We start from the raw sequence: 17,259 nt of genomic DNA on the forward strand, positions 1-17,259 counted from the left end.
CAGGCGCGAACGAGGAGATCTATTCCATGCTCGAATTCGCTTACGGATTGCTGACGCGATGCGTTGTAATCGTGCCGCTTCTGATGATCGTCACCGCCGCCACATGGGCGACACTCCGCAAATTCGGCCTTATGCGGTTGAGCGAACCGTTCAACGCCGGTGATATGCGCACCTGGACTCTCGGCTACGCAATGGGCGACGCCGCGATCTTCGGCTTTGCCTTTCTTGCGATCGCATCGATTCTTGGCGAAGGGCAGCTCGCGGTTGCAGCCAGCACGGGCGCCGCCGCATTCATTGCGATCGGCGCAGCACCGCTATTCCTGGCACGGTTGCAGAAATAGCCTGGACATAACGACCAGCGGAAAGCCAACCGTCATTACCGTCAAAGCGACGCGAGCGGCTCATCTAGCTTACGCGGATCGGTGGCAAGCGACTGCTTCGTGATCTGCCAGACTTTATTATTATACGCGAAATCAACCTTATAGCGCCCGCCGAGCAACATGCGTGTGCCTTTGCGCTTTCCCGTAATCCGATAAAGCACTGTGCCTTCGACGGTTGCGGCGTTGCACGCCGTTGCGATTTTCGTCGAAATGAATCGCGGCTGCGGGTGACGAGGCAGCAGAGTGGCATAGTAATCGCGAATCGCCTGCTTGCCTTTTACGGGCTGAGAATCTTTCGTCGTCGATACAGTGGCATCATCCGTGTAAAAGCTCGCCATCTTGTCGGCGTCGCCTGAAGCCAGACCCGCTTTCCAGACATTCATAAGCTGCCTGACTTGAAACGTCGTCAGCTTCTTACAGCTTGCTGTGTCAGCGCGTGCTTGGCTTGCACAGAGAATGGCGACGCACATAGTCAAGGTCGCAAGCAAGCCAATATTCGCGATCCGCATCGCGGTATAAGGTTTGGCGGATGCGCATGCTCTCATGACAGCGTCCTCCTCAACGGTTCAAGAATTCCTGATTCCGGCGGGATTTGAAACAGCGGGCAATTACCTAGGCAATCATGGAAGGCAAAAGCAATTCGAAGCCGGACTCGACAATAACGGAAATGGGCATCGCTGCCGGAAGTTGCCGGCGCGCTCGCAAATTATTCCTTTCCGAAGCGTTTCAAATTTAACCAATTCAACTATCCGCGCATAAAAGTTGGCATTACGCAGCCCAGCCGCCCGGCCCTGCGTGGACAGAGTCGGAGGCACAAGACAGAGAGGCGACGACGACGGGCCTCTGATGTTGTTTGGTGATGCGGCCACGCCGTCATCGCCCGCTGAAGGCAGAGTGTTCGCCCGCAAAGCACACGTGCATCTTACGCGTGCGAATGAGGTGCAGCATCGGAAACGCTCACGACGCTCCTAGCCGTTTTCTCCTCAAACGCAGGCCGCCCGGAGAGAAGCTGATGTCCCCGGCTCTGGTCCAACGCCGCGTCTCGGGACAGGTAGCAGCGGGTACCCATACCCTCTGAACGAGCCGCGTATGCGGAGTATGCGCTTGCTCCGGGAGGCGGGGATAACTTTTTTCGAATTCGATGTTCGCCGTGCGCTGCTTCATCTCACGTTCACGGCCCATAACGACAAAATCGCGCCGAACGGATGGGCCATAGAACCTCGAACGGAAGGTCTAACCGTTCCGCACACGTGTTCGACAAATAGGAAACTGTATGACGAAATTTCTATCGCGCCGTCAGGCATTGGGAAGTGTTTTGGCTGCACCGGCCGCCGCGCTATCCAAGACGGCGAGAGCCGCCGACGCTACGCCTGCCGCCGCGGATCAGCCGCCGGGTCAATGCCGTTTGTTTCCCCAGGCCATCGAAGGTCCGTTCTACTTCGACCCGAAGCTGATGCGCTCGGATATATCAGAAGGGCGGCCCGGCGCGCCGCTGAAACTACAGCTCCGTATCATCGAGAGCGGCAGTTGCACCCCGATCAGCAACGCCCGCGTCGACGTCTGGCATGCGGATGCCGGAGGGATCTATTCCGGATACGCCAACCAGGGCCGGGATCGCGAAATTTCTACGAAAGGACAAAGCTTCCTGCGCGGCACGCAGATGACCGACTCGGATGGCCGCGTCGCATTCACGTCGATCTATCCCGGTTGGTATCCGGGACGCACGCCGCACATTCACGTCAAAGTCTTCCTCAACGAAAAAAGTCTCGTTACCGGACAGCTCTATTTCCCGGACGAGTTCAGCGCGCGCATTTACACAACTCGCGATCCTTATAAGCAGCGGTCCAGCGCCGATACGACGAACGCAAACGACGGCATCTACCGCGATGGCGAGCGCGAAGGCGGAGGCACGGTGCTTGCGATGAGTGAAGACGGCGACATGATCGTCGCTGGGTTGCTGATCTCAGTCGATAAGAGCGGCGAAGCGGCGGCAAAAGCCAATCGTGGCTTTTTCCGACGCCTTTTCGGTATTTAGCGGGCACAGCATCTCTTGCCCCTCGCAGGAACCCGTACCCGCCTGGATAAGACGGTTGCATGCACAAAATCCGTCAAAAAGCGGAACGCAGCGCAAAAATTCGTCCCGAAACCGCCCCATCGTGCCGAGTCGAACGGAACCACAGCACCAAATAAATCGTTCCGTAAAAAGCATCCGCTGCGATGCATCTGCACGTCGCCACAACGGCGCAGGAAATTCAAAGGAGCCATCATGTTTCGTAGCTTGGTTTTCGCGTCCGCTCTCTGTGCGGCGCTGGCGATGCCGTTAGCGGCAAACGCCCGGCCGCACGGCGGACACCACGGTGGTCATCACGGCCACCACATGGGTGGACGTCATCATGGCGGCCATCACTTCGGCCACCGCGGCCACTTCCGCGGACATCATTTCCGCGGCCGGCACTTTGGCCGTCGTCATTGGGGCCATCATCGCGGGCACTGGCGCGGCCATCGTCATTGGCGCCACCATCACTGGCGCGGTCACCGTCGCTGGTGGCACGGCCGCTGGTGGGCCTACGGAGTCGGCTCCTGCTGGCGTTGGTCGCCGTATTACGACCGGTTCGTTTGGGTCTGCTATTGAGACTGCTCCGGTAACGTCGCTCGGCAAAACGAGTGCTCTATATATAAACGCAACGGCCTCGCTCGGCGGGGCCGTTGTTCTATGCATGGTTTCGTTTCGATATCCTTTCGATGCAACTCTTGACACGCAATCGTCCGCATGGCGATTGATGCCTGGATTTGATGCAGATCGGCGAGGAAAACGATGGACACGAAATCTTTGATCATCGGCGTACTGTTTGTCGCCGTCTGCGTGCTTGGCTACATGCTTTACGACGCCAATCGCACCAAAGTGAAAATCGACCTCCCCGGCGTCAAAATCGAGGGGCGGTGATCGCGGAAACGTCGTCTGTGGGTTCCTGAACCTTGATACCTTTCGTGCCGCAAAGCGTTGATCATCGCAGCGGCGGCGCATAAACATGCCGCCCGAAACGCGAATGACGGAGATGGCGGCAATGGGTACCCGGATTTCTTTTACGCGCCCCGACGGGCAATCGGCAGAAGGATATCTCGCGAGCGCTGCGAAGGCCAATGCGCCGGGCGTCGTCGTCATTCAAGAATGGTGGGGCCTGCAGGATCAGATTAAGGGTATCTGCGATCGGTTCGCGCTCTCGGGATACGACGCCCTGGCACCCGATCTCTATGCGGGAACGGTCATTCCGTATCACGACAGCAAGGCGGCGGGCGCTGAGATGAATTCCCTGAATTTTCTTGAGGCGACCGATCAAATCGTGCGCGGCGCCGCGCAGTTTCTGCTCAAAGGGAGTCCGAAAGTCGCGATCTGCGGCTTTTGCATGGGCGGCGCCGTTGCGGTTCTCGGCGCTATTCGCGTTCCCGAATTCTCGGCGGCCATTTCCTTTTATGGCTTGCCGCCGGAGGAGGCAGCGAAAGTGGCGGACGTAAAGGTTCCGATGCAAGCGCACTTCGCGAACGAGGATGATTTCGTGACGCCGGAAAAAGCCGACGCTTTCGAAGCGGCTATGAAGGCTGCCGGCAAGCCGCTCGAAGCTTACCGCTACGACGCGAGCCACGCATTTATGAACGAGCAGCGGACGGTGCACGATCGCAATTGCTCGGAACTTGGCTGGGGCCGCGTTCGCGACTTCCTCACGAAGAATTTAGGGTGATACGTTTAAATGCTTCCTCTCCCCATTTCTTTCAGTGGGGTTAGTGTAGGATTGCAGCGTGCATCGATAGTAAGGCTGCCCTCTCTCCGCACGCAGCGCGAGGGAGCTTGAACGTTCCGCACATACGCAGCTGTCGATCAGCTGCGAAAATCTTCCAGAGTCAGCAGCGGGGTGAAGGAAAATCCGGCGTCGGAGAAGGTTTGCATCGCGCCGTCGAGGCGATCGACGATGGTGATGACGCGGACGACATGGGCGCCTTCGGCTTTCAGCGCTTCCGCAGCTTTCAAGGCCGAACCGCCGGTGGTTGTGACGTCTTCGACGACAACGACATTCTTACCCACCATGCGTTCGCCTTTTGCGAGACCTTCGATGAGCGCACGCGTACCGTGATCCTTCGCCTGTTTCCTGACGAAGAACGCGGGCAACTTGCGCCCCCGCACATGAGCAAGGGCCGCAACACTCGATGCGATTGGAACAGCGCCCATTTCGAGCCCCCCGATCAGATCGGCACTCGTGCCCTCCAGGGCATCGAGGATGAGCGATGCGACAAGATAGGCGCCTTCGCTATCGAGCATCGTCGGCTTCATGTTGAAGTAAAATTGTGAGGTCTTGCCTGAGGCGAGCTTGAACCCCGGGCCCTCCTGAAAGGAGCGGGCCTTGATGATTTCGATGAGACGCGCCCGGTCGCGAGCGCCGTCGGACGGATTTTCTGCCATGCGATAGATGCGCCTCTTGCGTTTTCGCCTTCAGGATGCGCAAACACCCCGGAACGAAAAGCCTGTCAAGATTTGGGGGAAGATAATCGTGGAGCGCCGCCGCTCATTAACGGAGGGATGGACCGCGCTGGCGTCGCGTCCTCAAGCCGCGTCGTTGGCGCTGCTTTTGCTCTGTCTCGTCGTCTATCTGCCGGGATTTGTGCGGCTTCCTGCCGTCGATCGGACAGAAGCTATCTATGCCGAGACGACGCGGAGCATGGTCGAACGCGGCGACTGGGCGGATCCTCGCTATGGCACGGCTGTTCACCAATATCGACCGATCGGAACGTTCTGGGCACAGGGCCTGAGCCGTCTGATTTGGGGCGAGGCGCACGCCCGTGACATTCAGGTTTATCGGCTTCCATCACTGATATTCGTGACGCTCACGGTATTATCTCTGTTTTGGCTCGGTACCGCCATCGTGGGAACAGAGGCCGCGCTGATTGCCGCAGCGCTGTTTGCCGTCGCACCGCTGACGGTGCTTGTCTCGCAGTTAGCGATTGCCGAGGGTTTGTCTCTCTTGCCCGCCACAATCGCGATGCTAGCGCTGGCGCGGATTTATGCGTCGGCCGGTCCGAAGACACCGGAACAGGCGCTGCATAACCATCCGCGATCGCTTACCTCGACCGAGGAGCTAAGGCTCGCGCTGTTGTTCTGGGTGGCCACCGGCATTGGCATGTTGATCAACGCGCTGCTGGTACCGATCCTGGTGCTGTCCACGCTGATCGCACTCTACGCCTTCGATCGCGACGTGTCGTGGTTGAAGCGATTGCGGCCACTTGTCGGTATTCCCCTTGCGCTTGTAATTGCGTCCCCGTGGTTGCTCGTGCGTGCGCATCAAGACGGGACGCCGTTTGCCGGAATGGATTGGCGCGGGTTTCTTGCCGCTCTTGGCGGCGCGCAAGACATGAAGCTGCGTGCATTTCCCGGAACATTCGTGCTGGCGCTGCTACTCGGATTCATTCCCGGTACGGCGTTGCTTATGACAGCATTCAATCGGCTGTGGCGTGCGCGCGACCAGCGGTTGCCGCGATTCTTGCTGGCGTGGGTGATCGGCTACCTGATCTATCTCGAAGCGCTGTCGTCGAAGCCCGGCACGTACATGGTGCAGACGATGTTTCCGGCATTGGCGCTTGCGGTAGCTTCCGTCGTCGTCAGCGAGACGGGTGGCGGAAAACGTCCCGAATGGGGCCTATTGTTCTGGCCGACGGGACTCGCCGTCATCCCGGTTGCCGTCTTCGCCGCGGTATACGGCTTCGCGGGCCAGATGCCGAGCTTGTTCGCCGCGATGCTGATCGCGATTATCGCATCGCTCTTCATCTGGAGCGGTCGGCTCATTTACGAAGGATTACTTCGCGGCTGGGCAACGATCGGTGTCGTGGCCTTGGGCCTGTTTGCAATAACGTTGCTCGGCGTGGTGCTGCCGTCGATCGACAAGATCTGGCCAGCACAACAATTGAAACGCGCGGTCGCGCATTGTCCCGAAACGTCAATCGATCTCGTCGGGTTTCGCGAACCGACAAGCCGCTTCGTGCTCGGCGTCTCACCGGACGATCAATCACCCGAGACGATTGCGAAAAACAAGATTCCATCGGGATTGCTCATTGTCGAAGACCGCTGGGTCAACCGGATGAGTACGGCGCTCGCGGCCAATTCGCGACCGCCGCTGCCGGCGCCGAGCGGTTGCGTTTCGGCGTACAACGCAATGCGCGGCTGTCCGCTGCATTTCCGCATTTATGACGCGTATGCCGGGTCGCCATGCGAGCTGCCACCGCAGTTTGCATGCCGGATTAATCCGGAGCCCGCGGGGCCAGAGAAATCGGGCCACTGCGACTGACGGCATGGCCCCTGCGCAATCGCGTCCGAAGTGCTATATGTCGTGAAAGCCATGCAAGGATCATTCGATGTTCAATCCTGAACGCCCGCCTGAGATCATCGCGCAGCGTTGGCTCAATTCCGACACAAAACGCACGCTCAAGGCTGAAAAAGGCAAAGTCGTCGTCATCGCCATCTGGCAGTTGACGTGTCCAGGCTCACAGAAATTCGGACTGCCGCAGGCGATGCGCCTCCGGAATGCGTTCGAGGAGGATGAGGTCGCGGTCTTTGCGCTGCATATGCCGTTCGAGAAGTTCGCGGAGCAGACGCCTGAGAAGGTCGAAGCCTATCTGAATGAGAACGGCATCACGATCCCTGTAGCGCTCGACAAGCCCAACGGCGAAGGCCTGCCCGAAACGATGAAAGCTTACGAGTTGCAAGGCACACCCGCGCTATTGATCTTCGACCGGCAGGGACGGTTGCGGCGGCATTATCTCGGCGCGGTCGACGACATGCGTCTCGGCGCCGAGGTGATGGGTCTTTTGATCGAAGACAAGGATAGTCCTCGTGAGATGGCGATTGCGATCGAACGCAAGCTCGCTGCAGCACTCGTCGATCCGGAAGCGCATCATCATCACGAACACGGAGACGCTTGCGGCTGCGGGCACGATCACAGCCACGATCACGATCACGAATCCGGTCCGGCGCATGGCGAGCCTGGCCACGTTCATGGACCGGGGTGCAAACACTGATGGCAGAGAAGTCATCGAAGGAAGGCAAGAAAGAGCCGAAGGATGAAGTCAAAGCCGCACAGGACGGCGATGGCTCTCCCAAATCGCAAGATCCGGCCCCGGGCTCCGGCCTTAGCCGCAAAGAAAAGCAGCAGGTTCGCGAAGGCGTGCGGCATCGTCCCGCCGTCGTTTACGAGATCATCCGCGTGCAAGGCGAGATCGAACTGCGACGCCCCGTATCGGCATTGTGGTGGTCGGGTGTCGCTGCGGGAATTTCGATCGGCTTTTCATTTTTGACCGAAGCGGCACTGGCAGCCGCCCTTCCTGCTTCCGAATGGACGTCGATCATTGCAAAGCTCGGCTATGCCGTAGGCTTCCTGATCGTCATTCTTGGGCACCAGCAGCTTTTCACCGAAAACGTGTTGACGGCCGTGTTGCCGGTCATGGCGCGCAAGCAGGTGCATTGGCTCCTGAAAATGCTGCGGCTATGGGGCATCGTGCTCGCGGCAAACATTGCGGGATGCGCAATCTTCGCACTGGCGCTGGCTTACCTGCCAATCACACCCACACATGTCGATGCGGCGCTATCGGAGATCGTCGACACGGTGATGCGCAATACACCGGCCGAGATGTTCGCGAAGGGCATCGGCGCGGGCTGGCTGATTGCGGCACTCGTGTGGATTCTTTCCTCCACCGAGCATGTCGAGTTCATCGTGATCGGTTTGCTGACGTATCTGATCGCGCTGTTCGGCTTCACGCACATCGTGGCGGGAAGCGTCGAGGCGCTTTACGGCGTCTTCACCGGCTCCGTCGGGCTCGAACCGGCTGTTTTCCGCTTCTTCCTGCCGACGCTTGGCGGCAACGTCTTCGGCGGGACGGTGCTGTTTTCCGTGCTGAGCTACGCGCAAGTGCGCGAAGAAATTTACGCGGAACCCTAACGGCTAAGCATCGCGACTTTCTCGCGCCACCCGAATCACGCTCTTCTCCGCCCTACAAGTCGAGGCGGAGAAGACGATGGTCGAGCGGATCGGCGCACGCAGTGCGAAGAATCGTAACGTCGAGAATATCGACGCGGGGCCGCGCCGGCGGTCGACGCAGGCCGCCAGCACAACCGGCCGTCTCCGCGAAGCGGGACCGGTTGCGCCAAATAAAAAAACAATCGCGCTCGTCTATGACTTCGACGGCACGCTGTCTCCAAAGCCGATGCAGGAATATGCGTTCCTGCCGAAGCTCGGCATCGAGCCGAAGGAATTCTGGGCCGAGTGCGCGCGCATCTCGAAAGCCGAGCGAGCGGATGCGCTGATTACCTACATGCACCTCATGTACAAAAAGGCGAAAGAGCGGGGCGTGCGCATCGACCGCGCCGATCTCGTCGCGCAAGGCAAGACGGTCGAGCTTTATCCGGGCGTCGAGAGGTGGTTCGATGCGATGCACGCCTACGTGAAGAAACGCGCGGGCGACAGCGGCATCACGGTGAAGCACTACCTCATTTCGTCGGGGCTGACCGAGATCATCGAAGGCACGAAAATCTATCCGCATTTCGCCAACGTGTTCGCGAGCGAATACTGGTTTGACGCCTACGACCTGCCGTTTCCGAAGCGCGTCATATCGGACACCGGCAAGACGCAGTTCCTGTTCCGCATCAACAAGGGGCTGGAGGATCTGAGCGAAAGCATTAATGTGCACATGCCCGAGGCGCAGCGTCCGATCCCGTTCTCGAATTTCATCTATTTCGGCGACGGCGACACCGACGTGCCGTCGATGGCACTGTTGAAAAAGAACGGCGGACAGGCGATCGCCGTACACGACCCCGGCGAGAGCGAGACGAAATGCGTCGAACTGTTCAAGGCGGGCCGCTGCGATTTCTACGCGGCAGCAGATTACCGCAAAGACTCCGATTTATGGAAGCGGACGTGCCTGCTGCTCGATCGGATTATTGCCGATGTCCGTGTGAAGGTGGAAGCGCGGCGGTTAGGCGAATGAATCTGCCGACCGATGAAAAATTTACTCCGCCGCCTCTTGTCGGCCAAGCGATGGCCCCGCCTTGACGACGTCGGCATCCACGTAGCGCGCGAACTTCGCGAAGTTCTCGTGGAACATCGCAGCGAGCTTTGCCGCCGCCTCGTCGTAAGCCGCCGGATCGCGCCACGTATCGCGCGGCGTCATCAATTTTGTGTCGACTCCGGCTAGCGCAAGCGGCACCTCAAATCCGAAAATTGGATCGACGCGCATCTGCTGTTGTTTAAGCTCGCCCGACAAGGCCGCATCGAGAAGCGCGCGCGTAACCTTGATCGGCATGCGCGTGCCCTCGCCGTACTTGCCGCCCGTCCAACCCGTATTGACCAACCAGCAATCGACGCCGTGCTCGGCAATCAGCCGGCGCAACAGATTACCGTAGACACTGGGATGGCGCGGCATGAATGGCGCGCCAAAGCAGGTGGAGAATGTCGGCTTCGGCTCCGAACCCATGCCCTTTTCGGTGCCCGCGACCTTCGCCGTGAAGCCGGACAGGAAGTGATACATCGCCTGGCTCGGCGTCAGCTTTGCGATGGGCGGCAACACGCCGAACGCATCGGCCGTCAACATCACGATGTTTTTCGGATGTCCCGCCTTGCCGGTAGGACTCGCGTTTGCGATCGCCTCCAGCGGATAGGCGGAACGCGAATTTTCCGTCAGACGATTATCGTCAAAGTCCGGACTGCGGGAAATAGGATCGATAACGACGTTTTCGAGAACCGTCGCGAACCGGTTCGATGCTTGCCAAATTTCCGGCTCTGCCGTTTTCGACAACCGGATTGTCTTGGCGTAGCACCCGCCTTCAAAGTTGAAGATACCTTGCTCGGACCAGCCGTGCTCGTCATCGCCCAGCAATTCGCGACGCGGATCAGCGGAAAGCGTCGTCTTGCCCGTCCCCGACAAACCGAAGAACACCGCCGACTTCCCGTCCTTACCGACATTGGCCGAGCAATGCATCGGCATGACGCCCTTCGCGGGCAAAAGGTAGTTCAAGAACGAGAAGACACTCTTCTTGATTTCGCCGGCATAGCTCGTGCCGCCGATCAGCACGATGCGCTTCGTAAAGTCGCAAGCGATGACCGTTTCCGTTCGCGTCCCGTGATAGAGCGGCGCCGCGCGGAAGCTCGGCAAATCGACAACCGTGAATTCCGGTACGAAACTTTCAAGCTCGGGCGCTTCGGGGCGACGCAGCAGATGGCGGATGAACAGCGCATGCCACGCGTATTCCGTGACGATGCGCGTGTTCAGCCGATGTGTGGGATCGGCGCCCGCAAAAAGATCTTCGACGTAAATGTCCTTGTGACTTGCGAACGAGATGAAATCGGCGAGCAGCCGTTCGAACTGCTCTTCCGTCATCGCCTTGGCGTTGTCCCACCAGATCGCAGTTTCCGTTTCAGGATCGCGAACGATGTATTTGTCTTCGGCGGAGCGGCCCGTATGCTGCCCGGTCTCGACGACTACGGCACCGCTCGCCGCCAGCCGCCCCTCTTCGCGGCGGATAACGTGCTCGACCAACTCCGCTTCACGCAGATTTCGGCGAATTTTCTGAGATGGCGTGATCGGAAACAGTTGAATGGTCATCGAAGAATATCCCGACACTCCGGACTGCGGCGTCGCGCCGGCCGGATGTTGAATGAATTCCAAACTGCGCAGTCTTTTTCGATCCGCCGGCGTTGCCGCTTATTCTGCAAGCTTTCCAAGGGCGGATGAGCTGCTTATTGAACGAAAAAGCCAAGCTCAAGCTGTGCGATGGTCCTAGTCGCACGGCCGCACGACAGAATTTGTAACACTATGTTACCACTGAAAATATTCGAAGACTGTATGTCGGACCATCATAGCGAGAGCGACGCCGATTGAACAGTGCAGCGACGGAATTGTATTCAATGAAAGTTTGGCCATTGCTTGCCGTTGCGACTTAGGTCGCATATTCAGGTGCCATTCAGTCTCTGACATCCATTGAACGTAGCGCCACAATTGGTCCACCATGCCGCCATAAGCGCCAGTCGGGGCGCGGCGCGAGGCCACCGCATCCACTGGGGGCTTGAGAGGAAATTATGAAGGAAAAGAGCACGATCGCCCTCGTCGATGACGAGCGGAACATTCTCACCTCCCTAAGAATGGCGTTGGAAGCGGAAGGCTACAAAGTCCGCACATATGGAGATGGTGTGTCCGCGCTTGAGGCTTTGACCGAGGAACCGGCCGACCTTGGCATCTTCGACATCAAGATGCCGCGCATGGATGGCATGGAGCTTTTGCGCCGCGTACGCCAGCAGTCGACGATGCCCGTCATTTTCCTGACCTCGAAAGACGAGGAGATCGACGAGCTTTTCGGCCTCAAGATGGGGGCGGACGACTATATCGCGAAGCCGTTCTCGCAACGCCTCATCGTCGAGCGCGTGAAAGCTGTTTTGCGCCGCGCGGCCCCGAAAGACGGAACGACCGTCGAAGACGAAGCCAAGCGCGTGCTCGAACGCGGCAAACTCAAGCTCGATCCCGAACGGCATACGTGCCATTGGGACAGCAAGCCCGTGACGCTGACAGTCACGGAATTTCTTATTCTGCAGGCATTGGCGACGCGTCCCGGGGTTGTCAAAACGCGCGATGCGCTTATGGATGCTGCCTACGACGATCAGGTCTATGTCGATGACCGGACGATCGACAGCCACATCAAGCGCCTGCGCAAGAAATTCAAGCAGGTCGACGACGACTTCGATGTGATCGAAACGCTGTATGGCGTGGGGTACCGCTTCAAGGAATAGAGGGGCTCGCCGTCACTAAGGGGATTGGATGGCGCTCGACAGCAACGACATCGCCTTGGACGCGACGCTTTCGGGCGACGCATCGGCCGGGATCGCCCAGTCTTCAGCGGCGGAAACCGGTCGACGTTTCGACGTGCGGCAGGCGCTTCTCTCGGCGCTCGGCGCTGCCGGCAGAGTTATTTCGCGTGGCTGGATTGCGCGCGCCATTGGGAAGAACCTGAGGCGGCGCATTCTTCTGGCAAACGTGCTCGGCTTAGCCGGGCTGCTGTTTGCGATGCTCTATCTTAGCCTGCACCACGGCTGGCTGCTCGACGCCAAGGTCGACGTCGTCAAGACGGTATCGCGCATTACGGCCGAAGCTATCGCCTATCGTGCCGTCAACGAGCGCGCCATCTTCGATCCAAATCGACTGCCCGACAAAACCGCATCGTGGGCCCGCCGCGACGACGCCTTCGCTGCGCTCGAACTGCCGATCGATCCGCATCAGGCGGCCATGGTCCTGCGGAAGCTGGTCGGACCGGCAAGCCTAAAAGCGCGCGTCTATTCGGCGAAAGGCACGCTGATCCTCAACAGCGAAACGCTTTTTTCCGACGATCCTGAATCGAGCACCGGCGCCGATAATAGCCCAGCGCCCCGCCTTAGAAACTTTTGGACCCGGCTCAACTACTGGGTCATCAACAAGGAGCTTAAGGTCTATCGAGAGCTCGGCACGGCAAACGGCTTCCTTTATCCGGAGGTCAAGATAGCGGCCGAGCGCGGTGTCGAAAGACCGATCCTTTTGCTCAACAAGCACGGCCAACAGATCGTATCGATGGCCGAGCCGATCAAGCGCGGCAACAAAATTCTTGGCGTACTGCTCGTCTCGACGAAGCCGGGAGACATAGACGACGTTCTATGGGACGAACGCTGGCTGATCCTGCAGATCGCCGCAATGGCACTTCTCGTCTCCATCGGAAGTTCGCTCGTGCTCGAAAGAACGGTCGCCGGTCCGATGCGGCGGCTGTCCGACGCTGCTTATCAGGTAACGCAAAACATCTCGACGCGCCGCGAGCTGCCTGACCTGACAGAACGCCGCGACGAGGTCGGCCAGACGAGCCGGGCCTTCGCCGCAATGACAAACGCGCTCTACAGACGCATCGAAGCGAGCGAGAAGTTCGCGGCCGACGTCGCCCACGAATTGAAAAACCCGCTGGCCGCCGCGCGATCGACGGCCGAGGCGCTGACCTACGCTAAGTCGGAAGAATCGCGAACCGAGCTTGTCCAGGAAATCCAAGGCGAGCTGAAACGGCTCAATCGCCTGATCAACGATATTTCGAGCACCTCGCGTCTCGACGCCGAACTTGCCCGTCAGCAGATGCAGACCATCGACGTTCGTGATGTGCTCGAAAACATCAAGGCGCTGTTTGCCGATATGCTGATCGATGATAGCCGCACGATCAACCTGGCCGTCGAACCGGCATCTGCCGCATCCTATAAAGTTCGCGGCAACGAAAGCCGCCTCTGCCAAGTATTCACCAATTTAATCGACAACGCGCTGTCGTTCTCGCCCGAAGGTGCCGCCGTCACCGTGCGAGCACGGCCGAATGGAATGAAAGTGGAAATCACCGTCGAAGATGAAGGTCCTGGCATACCACCGAATAAGCTCAGTCAGATCTTCGACCGGTTCTATAGTGATCGTCCGTTGACCGACAACAAACGTGGCAAGAACTCAGGTCTGGGGCTGTCGATATCGAAGGAGATTGTCGTCAGTCACAACGGCGAGATTTTCGCCGAGAACCGCCAGCAAAACAGCGCGGGTGCCGCGAGCGGCGCGCGCTTTACGGTGCGCCTGCCGCTCTCATCACAGTCGGGAGCCGGACTTGTCAGACGAAGCTGACCGCGTTCACGCGACGGCAATCGCGGTCGGTGGCCGCGGCGTTTTGATCCGTGGCCCCTCCGGATCGGGAAAATCCGATCTTGCCCTGAGATGCCTCGCTCTCAGCCCATCGGCACTCCTCAAAGAGAGCGTCGAACTTGTTGCCGATGATCAGGTACTCTTAAAGGCTGACAAGTCAGCGTCGAGCCCTCGGTTAATTGCCACCTGTCCCCCGACGTTGCGCGGAAAGCTCGAAGTCCGCGGCGTCGGTATCCTGGAGATTGCTGCCAGGGATAAGGCAGATATCGTGCTCGTCGCCGATCTCGTCCCGAAAGACCGTGTCGACCGTTTTCCGGACCCTTGGCCAAAGGTCGTAGTTTTGGGCTTTAAGATACCTACGATTCGTATTTTTCCCTTTGAAACCTCGGCATCGTTAAAGCTCGTCGGCGCGCTCGCCATGGCTGACCTGCCACGTATTGAGCCTAAGGCCTGACTCCGCCTAGAAACCTCTTGCGCGGGCGACGAACACTTGCCACTTTCCGCGCCTATTGGCGAAGCTTATCCGGCTGTCGCCGCATAAGAATTTAAACGGCCCGGCGCTCATGATCGGACTCATCATTGTCACGCATGGCGGCCTTGCCCAGGAATTCCGCAACGCGCTGGAGCACGTGGTTGGCGCCCAGCCAGCATTGGAAACACTGGCAATCGGTCCTGATGACGATATGGAAGCACGCCGTATCGACATTTTGAACGCCGTGCGGCGGGTGGATAACGGAGACGGCGTTATCATTCTGACCGACATGTTCGGAGGTACGCCATCCAATCTTGCAATCTCGGTCATGGATGAATCGAAAGCCGAGGTCATCGCTGGCATCAGCCTGCCCATTCTAGTCAAGCTCGCCAGCATCCGTAGCGAGGTGCCGTTACCCGAAGCCGTGATCATGGCCCGGGACGCAGGCAAGAAATACATCAAGGTCGCAAGCCAAGAACTCTCAGGCGACTGATGGTGTGATGTAACGATGCCCGAGCTTTCCAATAGTCTGAGACCAGAAGCCGTCGTCACCATTCGCAACGTCAAAGGCTTACACGCACGCGCGTCCGCGAAATTCGTCAAATGCGCTGAGAGCTACGACGCGACGGTAACGGTCACACACCACGGCCAATCCGTGGGCGGAACCTCGATCATGGGCCTGATGATGCTCGCTGCAAGCCCGGGCTCGGAATTGCACATCGTCGCCGTCGGCCCTCAAGGACCTGAAGCGCTACAGGCCCTCGTCCGTCTCGTAGAAGCTGGCTTCGACGAAGAATGCGTCGGCGACGCATGAGCATCCCCGTGCGGGCGGCCGACTACCCCACAAAGAGTCGCTCAGCACAATAAATAAAGAGCGCCGGTAAATGCGCTCTTTGTCGTTCGCTCGTTCGCAGTCGAAATGGCTCACTGCGACAGGTAAAGCGTCGAAATCTTCAACGCGATATCGCGGAAAGCCGCCTTCAAGGCATCGCCCGTCGTCGAGTTATAAAAATGCGAGGCATCGCTGGCGCAGCTGGAAAGCGTATCGATAGCCGTTCGATTTCCACCGAGATCGAAGCCGACGGTGTAAACCTCGATGCCGTTTTTCTTCATGTCTGTGCAGACCGCCTTTGCCTGCGACGGTGAATCGGTGCCGTTGACCGACGGGCCAGCGGCCGTGCTTCCTGTCGCGACGCCACTGCTATCGTGTTCCTGGTTATATTCGCCGTCCGTCATCAACACGGCGATTTTCTGCGTGTTGGGCGTTCCATAAGCGACGGGCTTGCTGTCGCTGGGAAGCACTGAAGCCCAGTTTGGTGAGAGCATATAGTAAGCCCACGCCGTCCCAACATGACCGGCCGTGTTTCCGCCGTCGACCAGGCCGTTGATCTTGTTGTGCAGCACGGTCTTGTCGTTTGTCATCGGCTGCACTTCGCCCTTCGAGCTGATGCTGCACTTGCCGTTCGTGGTGTACTCACGAAGAACGTAATGGTTCTTGCCGGGAGCCGTATCGGAATAGTCTTGGCCCGGCCGCTCACCGACGCAGGACGTTGCCTTGTATGTCTGGCTGGAGCTGTACCAGCCGCCGCCGCTAGTCAGCGTGATCTTGGATTTGTAAGACGGATTTGTTGCCGCCGACATAAGTGAACTCGTCGGCAAAACATCGCCGGAGAAGGGCACGATAGCGACCCGCGATGAATATTTGCTCTGGTCCTGCCAGACGACGATATCGACCAGATCGTTGGCGGCGTCCTTCATGTCCTGAAGTTTTGTGCCCTCGCCCATGGAACCCGAGATATCGAGCATCATGCTGATCTCGAGGTTGAGCTCCGCGTTGCCGCCGACCGCGAGAACGGCCTTCGAGTAGTCTGATCCGTCGCTATGTAGAATGGGCAGCGACTTCGTTCCCCCAAGACCCATAAATGGGGTGGAGAGCGTCGCGTTCCCCGTCGTGATTACCGACGTCGCGTTATCGCTGATGGCGAACTTGATCGTGTCGTTTGTCAGAGTGAGCCGGTTCTTCGTTGCCTGGTCATAATAGGCCTGCGCGACCTTGAGAGCGGCGTCCTGATCGCCGCCGTTGGTCTGCAGGGCCCGCGCGCCGGCCAGAACCGCTGCGTCCGTCGCAGCAATCGTCTGGCTGCGTGCATTGACATAGCGGCCGTAATCAACGGCGAGACCGATCATCATGAAGAGCACGAGCGCCATGAGCCCGAAAAGAATGGCAACGTCGCCGCGCGAATCGCTCGAAAAGCGTTTGAGGCCGATGCCTATAGATCCAGCCAGACTGCGAAGACAAAACAAGGAGCACGGCTTCTGTGCCGGCCCGTGCGACCCACCACCGATTTCCATTACCGCCTCCTGAGCGCGCTATATCGGGCGACGCTAGCGGCGAAGTCATTTAGGACGAATTAATAGGAAAATGTGCAGTTATAATGAGATTAATGCCAGATATACACGAACAATACATTTGCATAAGCGGATTTATTACATTTTTAATAGTCAATCAAAGGTTAAGCATGCATTTAGTCTTCGAGGAGCCCTTGGCCGATGAAGACATAAAGAGTTGTTTATATGTTGTTGCGAAGTGCGGGCGGGTTCGCTAAAACCGTCCGGAAAATCGACGCGCGCTTCAACCAGTGCGCGAGAGCGCGGCAGCTTGTCGAGGCTTTCGCCAGAAGCCGCAAACCCCACTCGTTT

General features: G+C 58.6%; 18 protein-coding genes. 13 read left to right on the forward strand and 5 right to left on the reverse strand.

Annotated elements, in window-relative coordinates:
* Positions 1–26 precede the first annotated feature (26 nt).
* Positions 27–341, forward strand: coding sequence for a chloride channel protein (locus tag VHB22_RS13400; protein ID WP_325457483.1), 315 nt, complete (start codon positions 27–29; stop codon positions 339–341).
* 41 nt (positions 342–382) lie between these two features.
* Here the strand turns inward: VHB22_RS13400 and VHB22_RS13405 are convergent, their stop codons facing one another.
* A complete protein-coding gene (locus tag VHB22_RS13405; protein WP_325457484.1) occupies positions 383–925 on the reverse strand; it encodes an SgcJ/EcaC family oxidoreductase in 543 nt (180 codons plus the stop codon).
* A 728-nt stretch (positions 926–1,653) separates the two neighbouring features.
* On the opposite strand from VHB22_RS13405, the gene VHB22_RS13410 reads away from it, so the two are divergent.
* Positions 1,654–2,415 carry an intradiol ring-cleavage dioxygenase gene (locus VHB22_RS13410; RefSeq protein ID WP_325457485.1) on the forward strand — a complete coding sequence of 254 codons (762 nt, stop codon included), beginning with the start codon at positions 1,654–1,656 and terminating at the stop codon, positions 2,413–2,415.
* Positions 2,416–2,700: 285 nt separating this feature from the next.
* On the opposite strand, the gene VHB22_RS13415 is transcribed toward VHB22_RS13410, so the two are convergent.
* Positions 2,701–2,850: a hypothetical protein gene (locus VHB22_RS13415; RefSeq protein WP_325457486.1), complete on the reverse strand. Its 150-nt coding sequence runs from the start codon at positions 2,848–2,850 to the stop codon at positions 2,701–2,703.
* A 345-nt stretch (positions 2,851–3,195) separates the two neighbouring features.
* Here VHB22_RS13415 and VHB22_RS13420 point away from each other — a divergent pair, with 345 nt between their 5' ends.
* Together VHB22_RS13420 and VHB22_RS13425 are read left to right on the forward strand one after the other, a co-directional pair.
* The gene (locus VHB22_RS13420; RefSeq protein ID WP_325457487.1) at positions 3,196–3,324 is read left to right on the forward strand and encodes a hypothetical protein; all 129 of its coding nucleotides are present in this window, start codon (positions 3,196–3,198) and stop codon (positions 3,322–3,324) included.
* A 121-nt stretch (positions 3,325–3,445) separates the two neighbouring features.
* Positions 3,446–4,117, forward strand: coding sequence for a dienelactone hydrolase family protein (locus VHB22_RS13425; RefSeq protein WP_325457488.1), 672 nt, complete (start codon positions 3,446–3,448; stop codon positions 4,115–4,117).
* Positions 4,118–4,254: 137 nt separating this feature from the next.
* Here the strand turns inward: VHB22_RS13425 and pyrE are convergent, their stop codons facing one another.
* The gene (gene pyrE / locus VHB22_RS13430; RefSeq protein WP_325457489.1) at positions 4,255–4,833 is read right to left on the reverse strand and encodes an orotate phosphoribosyltransferase; all 579 of its coding nucleotides are present in this window, start codon (positions 4,831–4,833) and stop codon (positions 4,255–4,257) included.
* Positions 4,834–4,921: 88 nt separating this feature from the next.
* Here pyrE and VHB22_RS13435 point away from each other — a divergent pair, with 88 nt between their 5' ends.
* The 4 genes from VHB22_RS13435 (at position 4,922) to VHB22_RS13450 (ending at position 9,401) form a co-directional block, all read left to right on the forward strand.
* Positions 4,922–6,709 (forward strand): glycosyltransferase family 39 protein, encoded by a 1,788-nt coding sequence (locus VHB22_RS13435; protein WP_325457490.1) that lies wholly within the window; start codon positions 4,922–4,924, stop codon positions 6,707–6,709.
* A gap of 67 nt (positions 6,710–6,776) precedes the next feature.
* Positions 6,777–7,439: a TlpA disulfide reductase family protein gene (locus VHB22_RS13440; RefSeq protein WP_325457491.1), complete on the forward strand. Its 663-nt coding sequence runs from the start codon at positions 6,777–6,779 to the stop codon at positions 7,437–7,439.
* Complete coding sequence (locus tag VHB22_RS13445) at positions 7,439–8,356, forward strand: formate/nitrite transporter family protein (RefSeq protein ID WP_325457492.1); 918 nt, start codon at positions 7,439–7,441, stop codon at positions 8,354–8,356. The genes VHB22_RS13440 and VHB22_RS13445 overlap by 1 nt, the downstream gene beginning before the upstream one ends.
* 76 nt (positions 8,357–8,432) lie before the next feature.
* Positions 8,433–9,401 (forward strand): HAD family hydrolase, encoded by a 969-nt coding sequence (locus VHB22_RS13450; protein WP_325457493.1) that lies wholly within the window; start codon positions 8,433–8,435, stop codon positions 9,399–9,401.
* Between the two features lie 21 nt (positions 9,402–9,422).
* On the opposite strand, the gene VHB22_RS13455 is transcribed toward VHB22_RS13450, so the two are convergent.
* Positions 9,423–11,015: a phosphoenolpyruvate carboxykinase gene (locus VHB22_RS13455; RefSeq protein ID WP_325457494.1), complete on the reverse strand. Its 1,593-nt coding sequence runs from the start codon at positions 11,013–11,015 to the stop codon at positions 9,423–9,425.
* Positions 11,016–11,488: 473 nt separating this feature from the next.
* Here VHB22_RS13455 and VHB22_RS13460 point away from each other — a divergent pair, with 473 nt between their 5' ends.
* From VHB22_RS13460 to VHB22_RS13480, 5 genes are all read left to right on the forward strand, one after another.
* On the forward strand, positions 11,489–12,193 hold the full coding sequence (locus tag VHB22_RS13460) for a response regulator transcription factor (RefSeq protein WP_325457495.1): 705 nt from the start codon (positions 11,489–11,491) through the stop codon (positions 12,191–12,193).
* Between the two features lie 28 nt (positions 12,194–12,221).
* Complete coding sequence (locus VHB22_RS13465; protein ID WP_325457496.1) at positions 12,222–14,069, forward strand: stimulus-sensing domain-containing protein; 1,848 nt, start codon at positions 12,222–12,224, stop codon at positions 14,067–14,069.
* Positions 14,053–14,541 carry an HPr kinase/phosphatase C-terminal domain-containing protein gene (locus tag VHB22_RS13470; RefSeq protein ID WP_325457497.1) on the forward strand — a complete coding sequence of 163 codons (489 nt, stop codon included), beginning with the start codon at positions 14,053–14,055 and terminating at the stop codon, positions 14,539–14,541. Before VHB22_RS13465 ends, VHB22_RS13470 begins: the two co-directional genes overlap by 17 nt.
* Positions 14,542–14,650: 109 nt before the next feature.
* Positions 14,651–15,052, forward strand: a complete 402-nt coding sequence (locus VHB22_RS13475) for a PTS sugar transporter subunit IIA (RefSeq protein ID WP_325457498.1) — start codon at positions 14,651–14,653, stop codon at positions 15,050–15,052.
* A 15-nt stretch (positions 15,053–15,067) separates the two neighbouring features.
* Positions 15,068–15,373, forward strand: a complete 306-nt coding sequence (locus VHB22_RS13480; protein WP_325457499.1) for an HPr family phosphocarrier protein — start codon at positions 15,068–15,070, stop codon at positions 15,371–15,373.
* Positions 15,374–15,483: 110 nt separating this feature from the next.
* Here the strand turns inward: VHB22_RS13480 and VHB22_RS13485 are convergent, their stop codons facing one another.
* Positions 15,484–16,911: a pilus assembly protein gene (locus tag VHB22_RS13485; protein ID WP_325457500.1), complete on the reverse strand. Its 1,428-nt coding sequence runs from the start codon at positions 16,909–16,911 to the stop codon at positions 15,484–15,486.
* Between the last annotated feature and the right edge of the window lie 348 nt (positions 16,912–17,259).

The organism is Hyphomicrobium sp. (assembly GCF_035548195.1).
Lineage (GTDB): Bacteria > Pseudomonadota > Alphaproteobacteria > Rhizobiales > Hyphomicrobiaceae > Hyphomicrobium_B.

Coding starts and splice junctions, on each gene's coding strand:
- VHB22_RS13475 (WP_325457498.1), top strand. CDS start 14,651: ATGATCGGACTCATCATTGTCACGCATGGCGGCCTTGCCCAGGAATTC.
- VHB22_RS13450 (WP_325457493.1), top strand. CDS start 8,433: ATGGTCGAGCGGATCGGCGCACGCAGTGCGAAGAATCGTAACGTCGAG.
- VHB22_RS13480 (WP_325457499.1), top strand. CDS start 15,068: ATGCCCGAGCTTTCCAATAGTCTGAGACCAGAAGCCGTCGTCACCATT.
- VHB22_RS13465 (WP_325457496.1), top strand. CDS start 12,222: ATGGCGCTCGACAGCAACGACATCGCCTTGGACGCGACGCTTTCGGGC.
- VHB22_RS13400 (WP_325457483.1), top strand. CDS start 27: ATGCTCGAATTCGCTTACGGATTGCTGACGCGATGCGTTGTAATCGTG.
- VHB22_RS13425 (WP_325457488.1), top strand. CDS start 3,446: ATGGGTACCCGGATTTCTTTTACGCGCCCCGACGGGCAATCGGCAGAA.
- VHB22_RS13420 (WP_325457487.1), top strand. CDS start 3,196: ATGGACACGAAATCTTTGATCATCGGCGTACTGTTTGTCGCCGTCTGC.
- pyrE (WP_325457489.1), bottom strand. CDS start 4,833: ATGGCAGAAAATCCGTCCGACGGCGCTCGCGACCGGGCGCGTCTCATC.
- VHB22_RS13455 (WP_325457494.1), bottom strand. CDS start 11,015: ATGACCATTCAACTGTTTCCGATCACGCCATCTCAGAAAATTCGCCGA.
- VHB22_RS13415 (WP_325457486.1), bottom strand. CDS start 2,850: ATGACGACGGCCAAAGTGCCGGCCGCGGAAATGATGTCCGCGGAAGTG.
- VHB22_RS13405 (WP_325457484.1), bottom strand. CDS start 925: ATGAGAGCATGCGCATCCGCCAAACCTTATACCGCGATGCGGATCGCG.
- VHB22_RS13440 (WP_325457491.1), top strand. CDS start 6,777: ATGTTCAATCCTGAACGCCCGCCTGAGATCATCGCGCAGCGTTGGCTC.
- VHB22_RS13410 (WP_325457485.1), top strand. CDS start 1,654: ATGACGAAATTTCTATCGCGCCGTCAGGCATTGGGAAGTGTTTTGGCT.
- VHB22_RS13485 (WP_325457500.1), bottom strand. CDS start 16,911: ATGGAAATCGGTGGTGGGTCGCACGGGCCGGCACAGAAGCCGTGCTCC.
- VHB22_RS13445 (WP_325457492.1), top strand. CDS start 7,439: ATGGCAGAGAAGTCATCGAAGGAAGGCAAGAAAGAGCCGAAGGATGAA.
- VHB22_RS13460 (WP_325457495.1), top strand. CDS start 11,489: ATGAAGGAAAAGAGCACGATCGCCCTCGTCGATGACGAGCGGAACATT.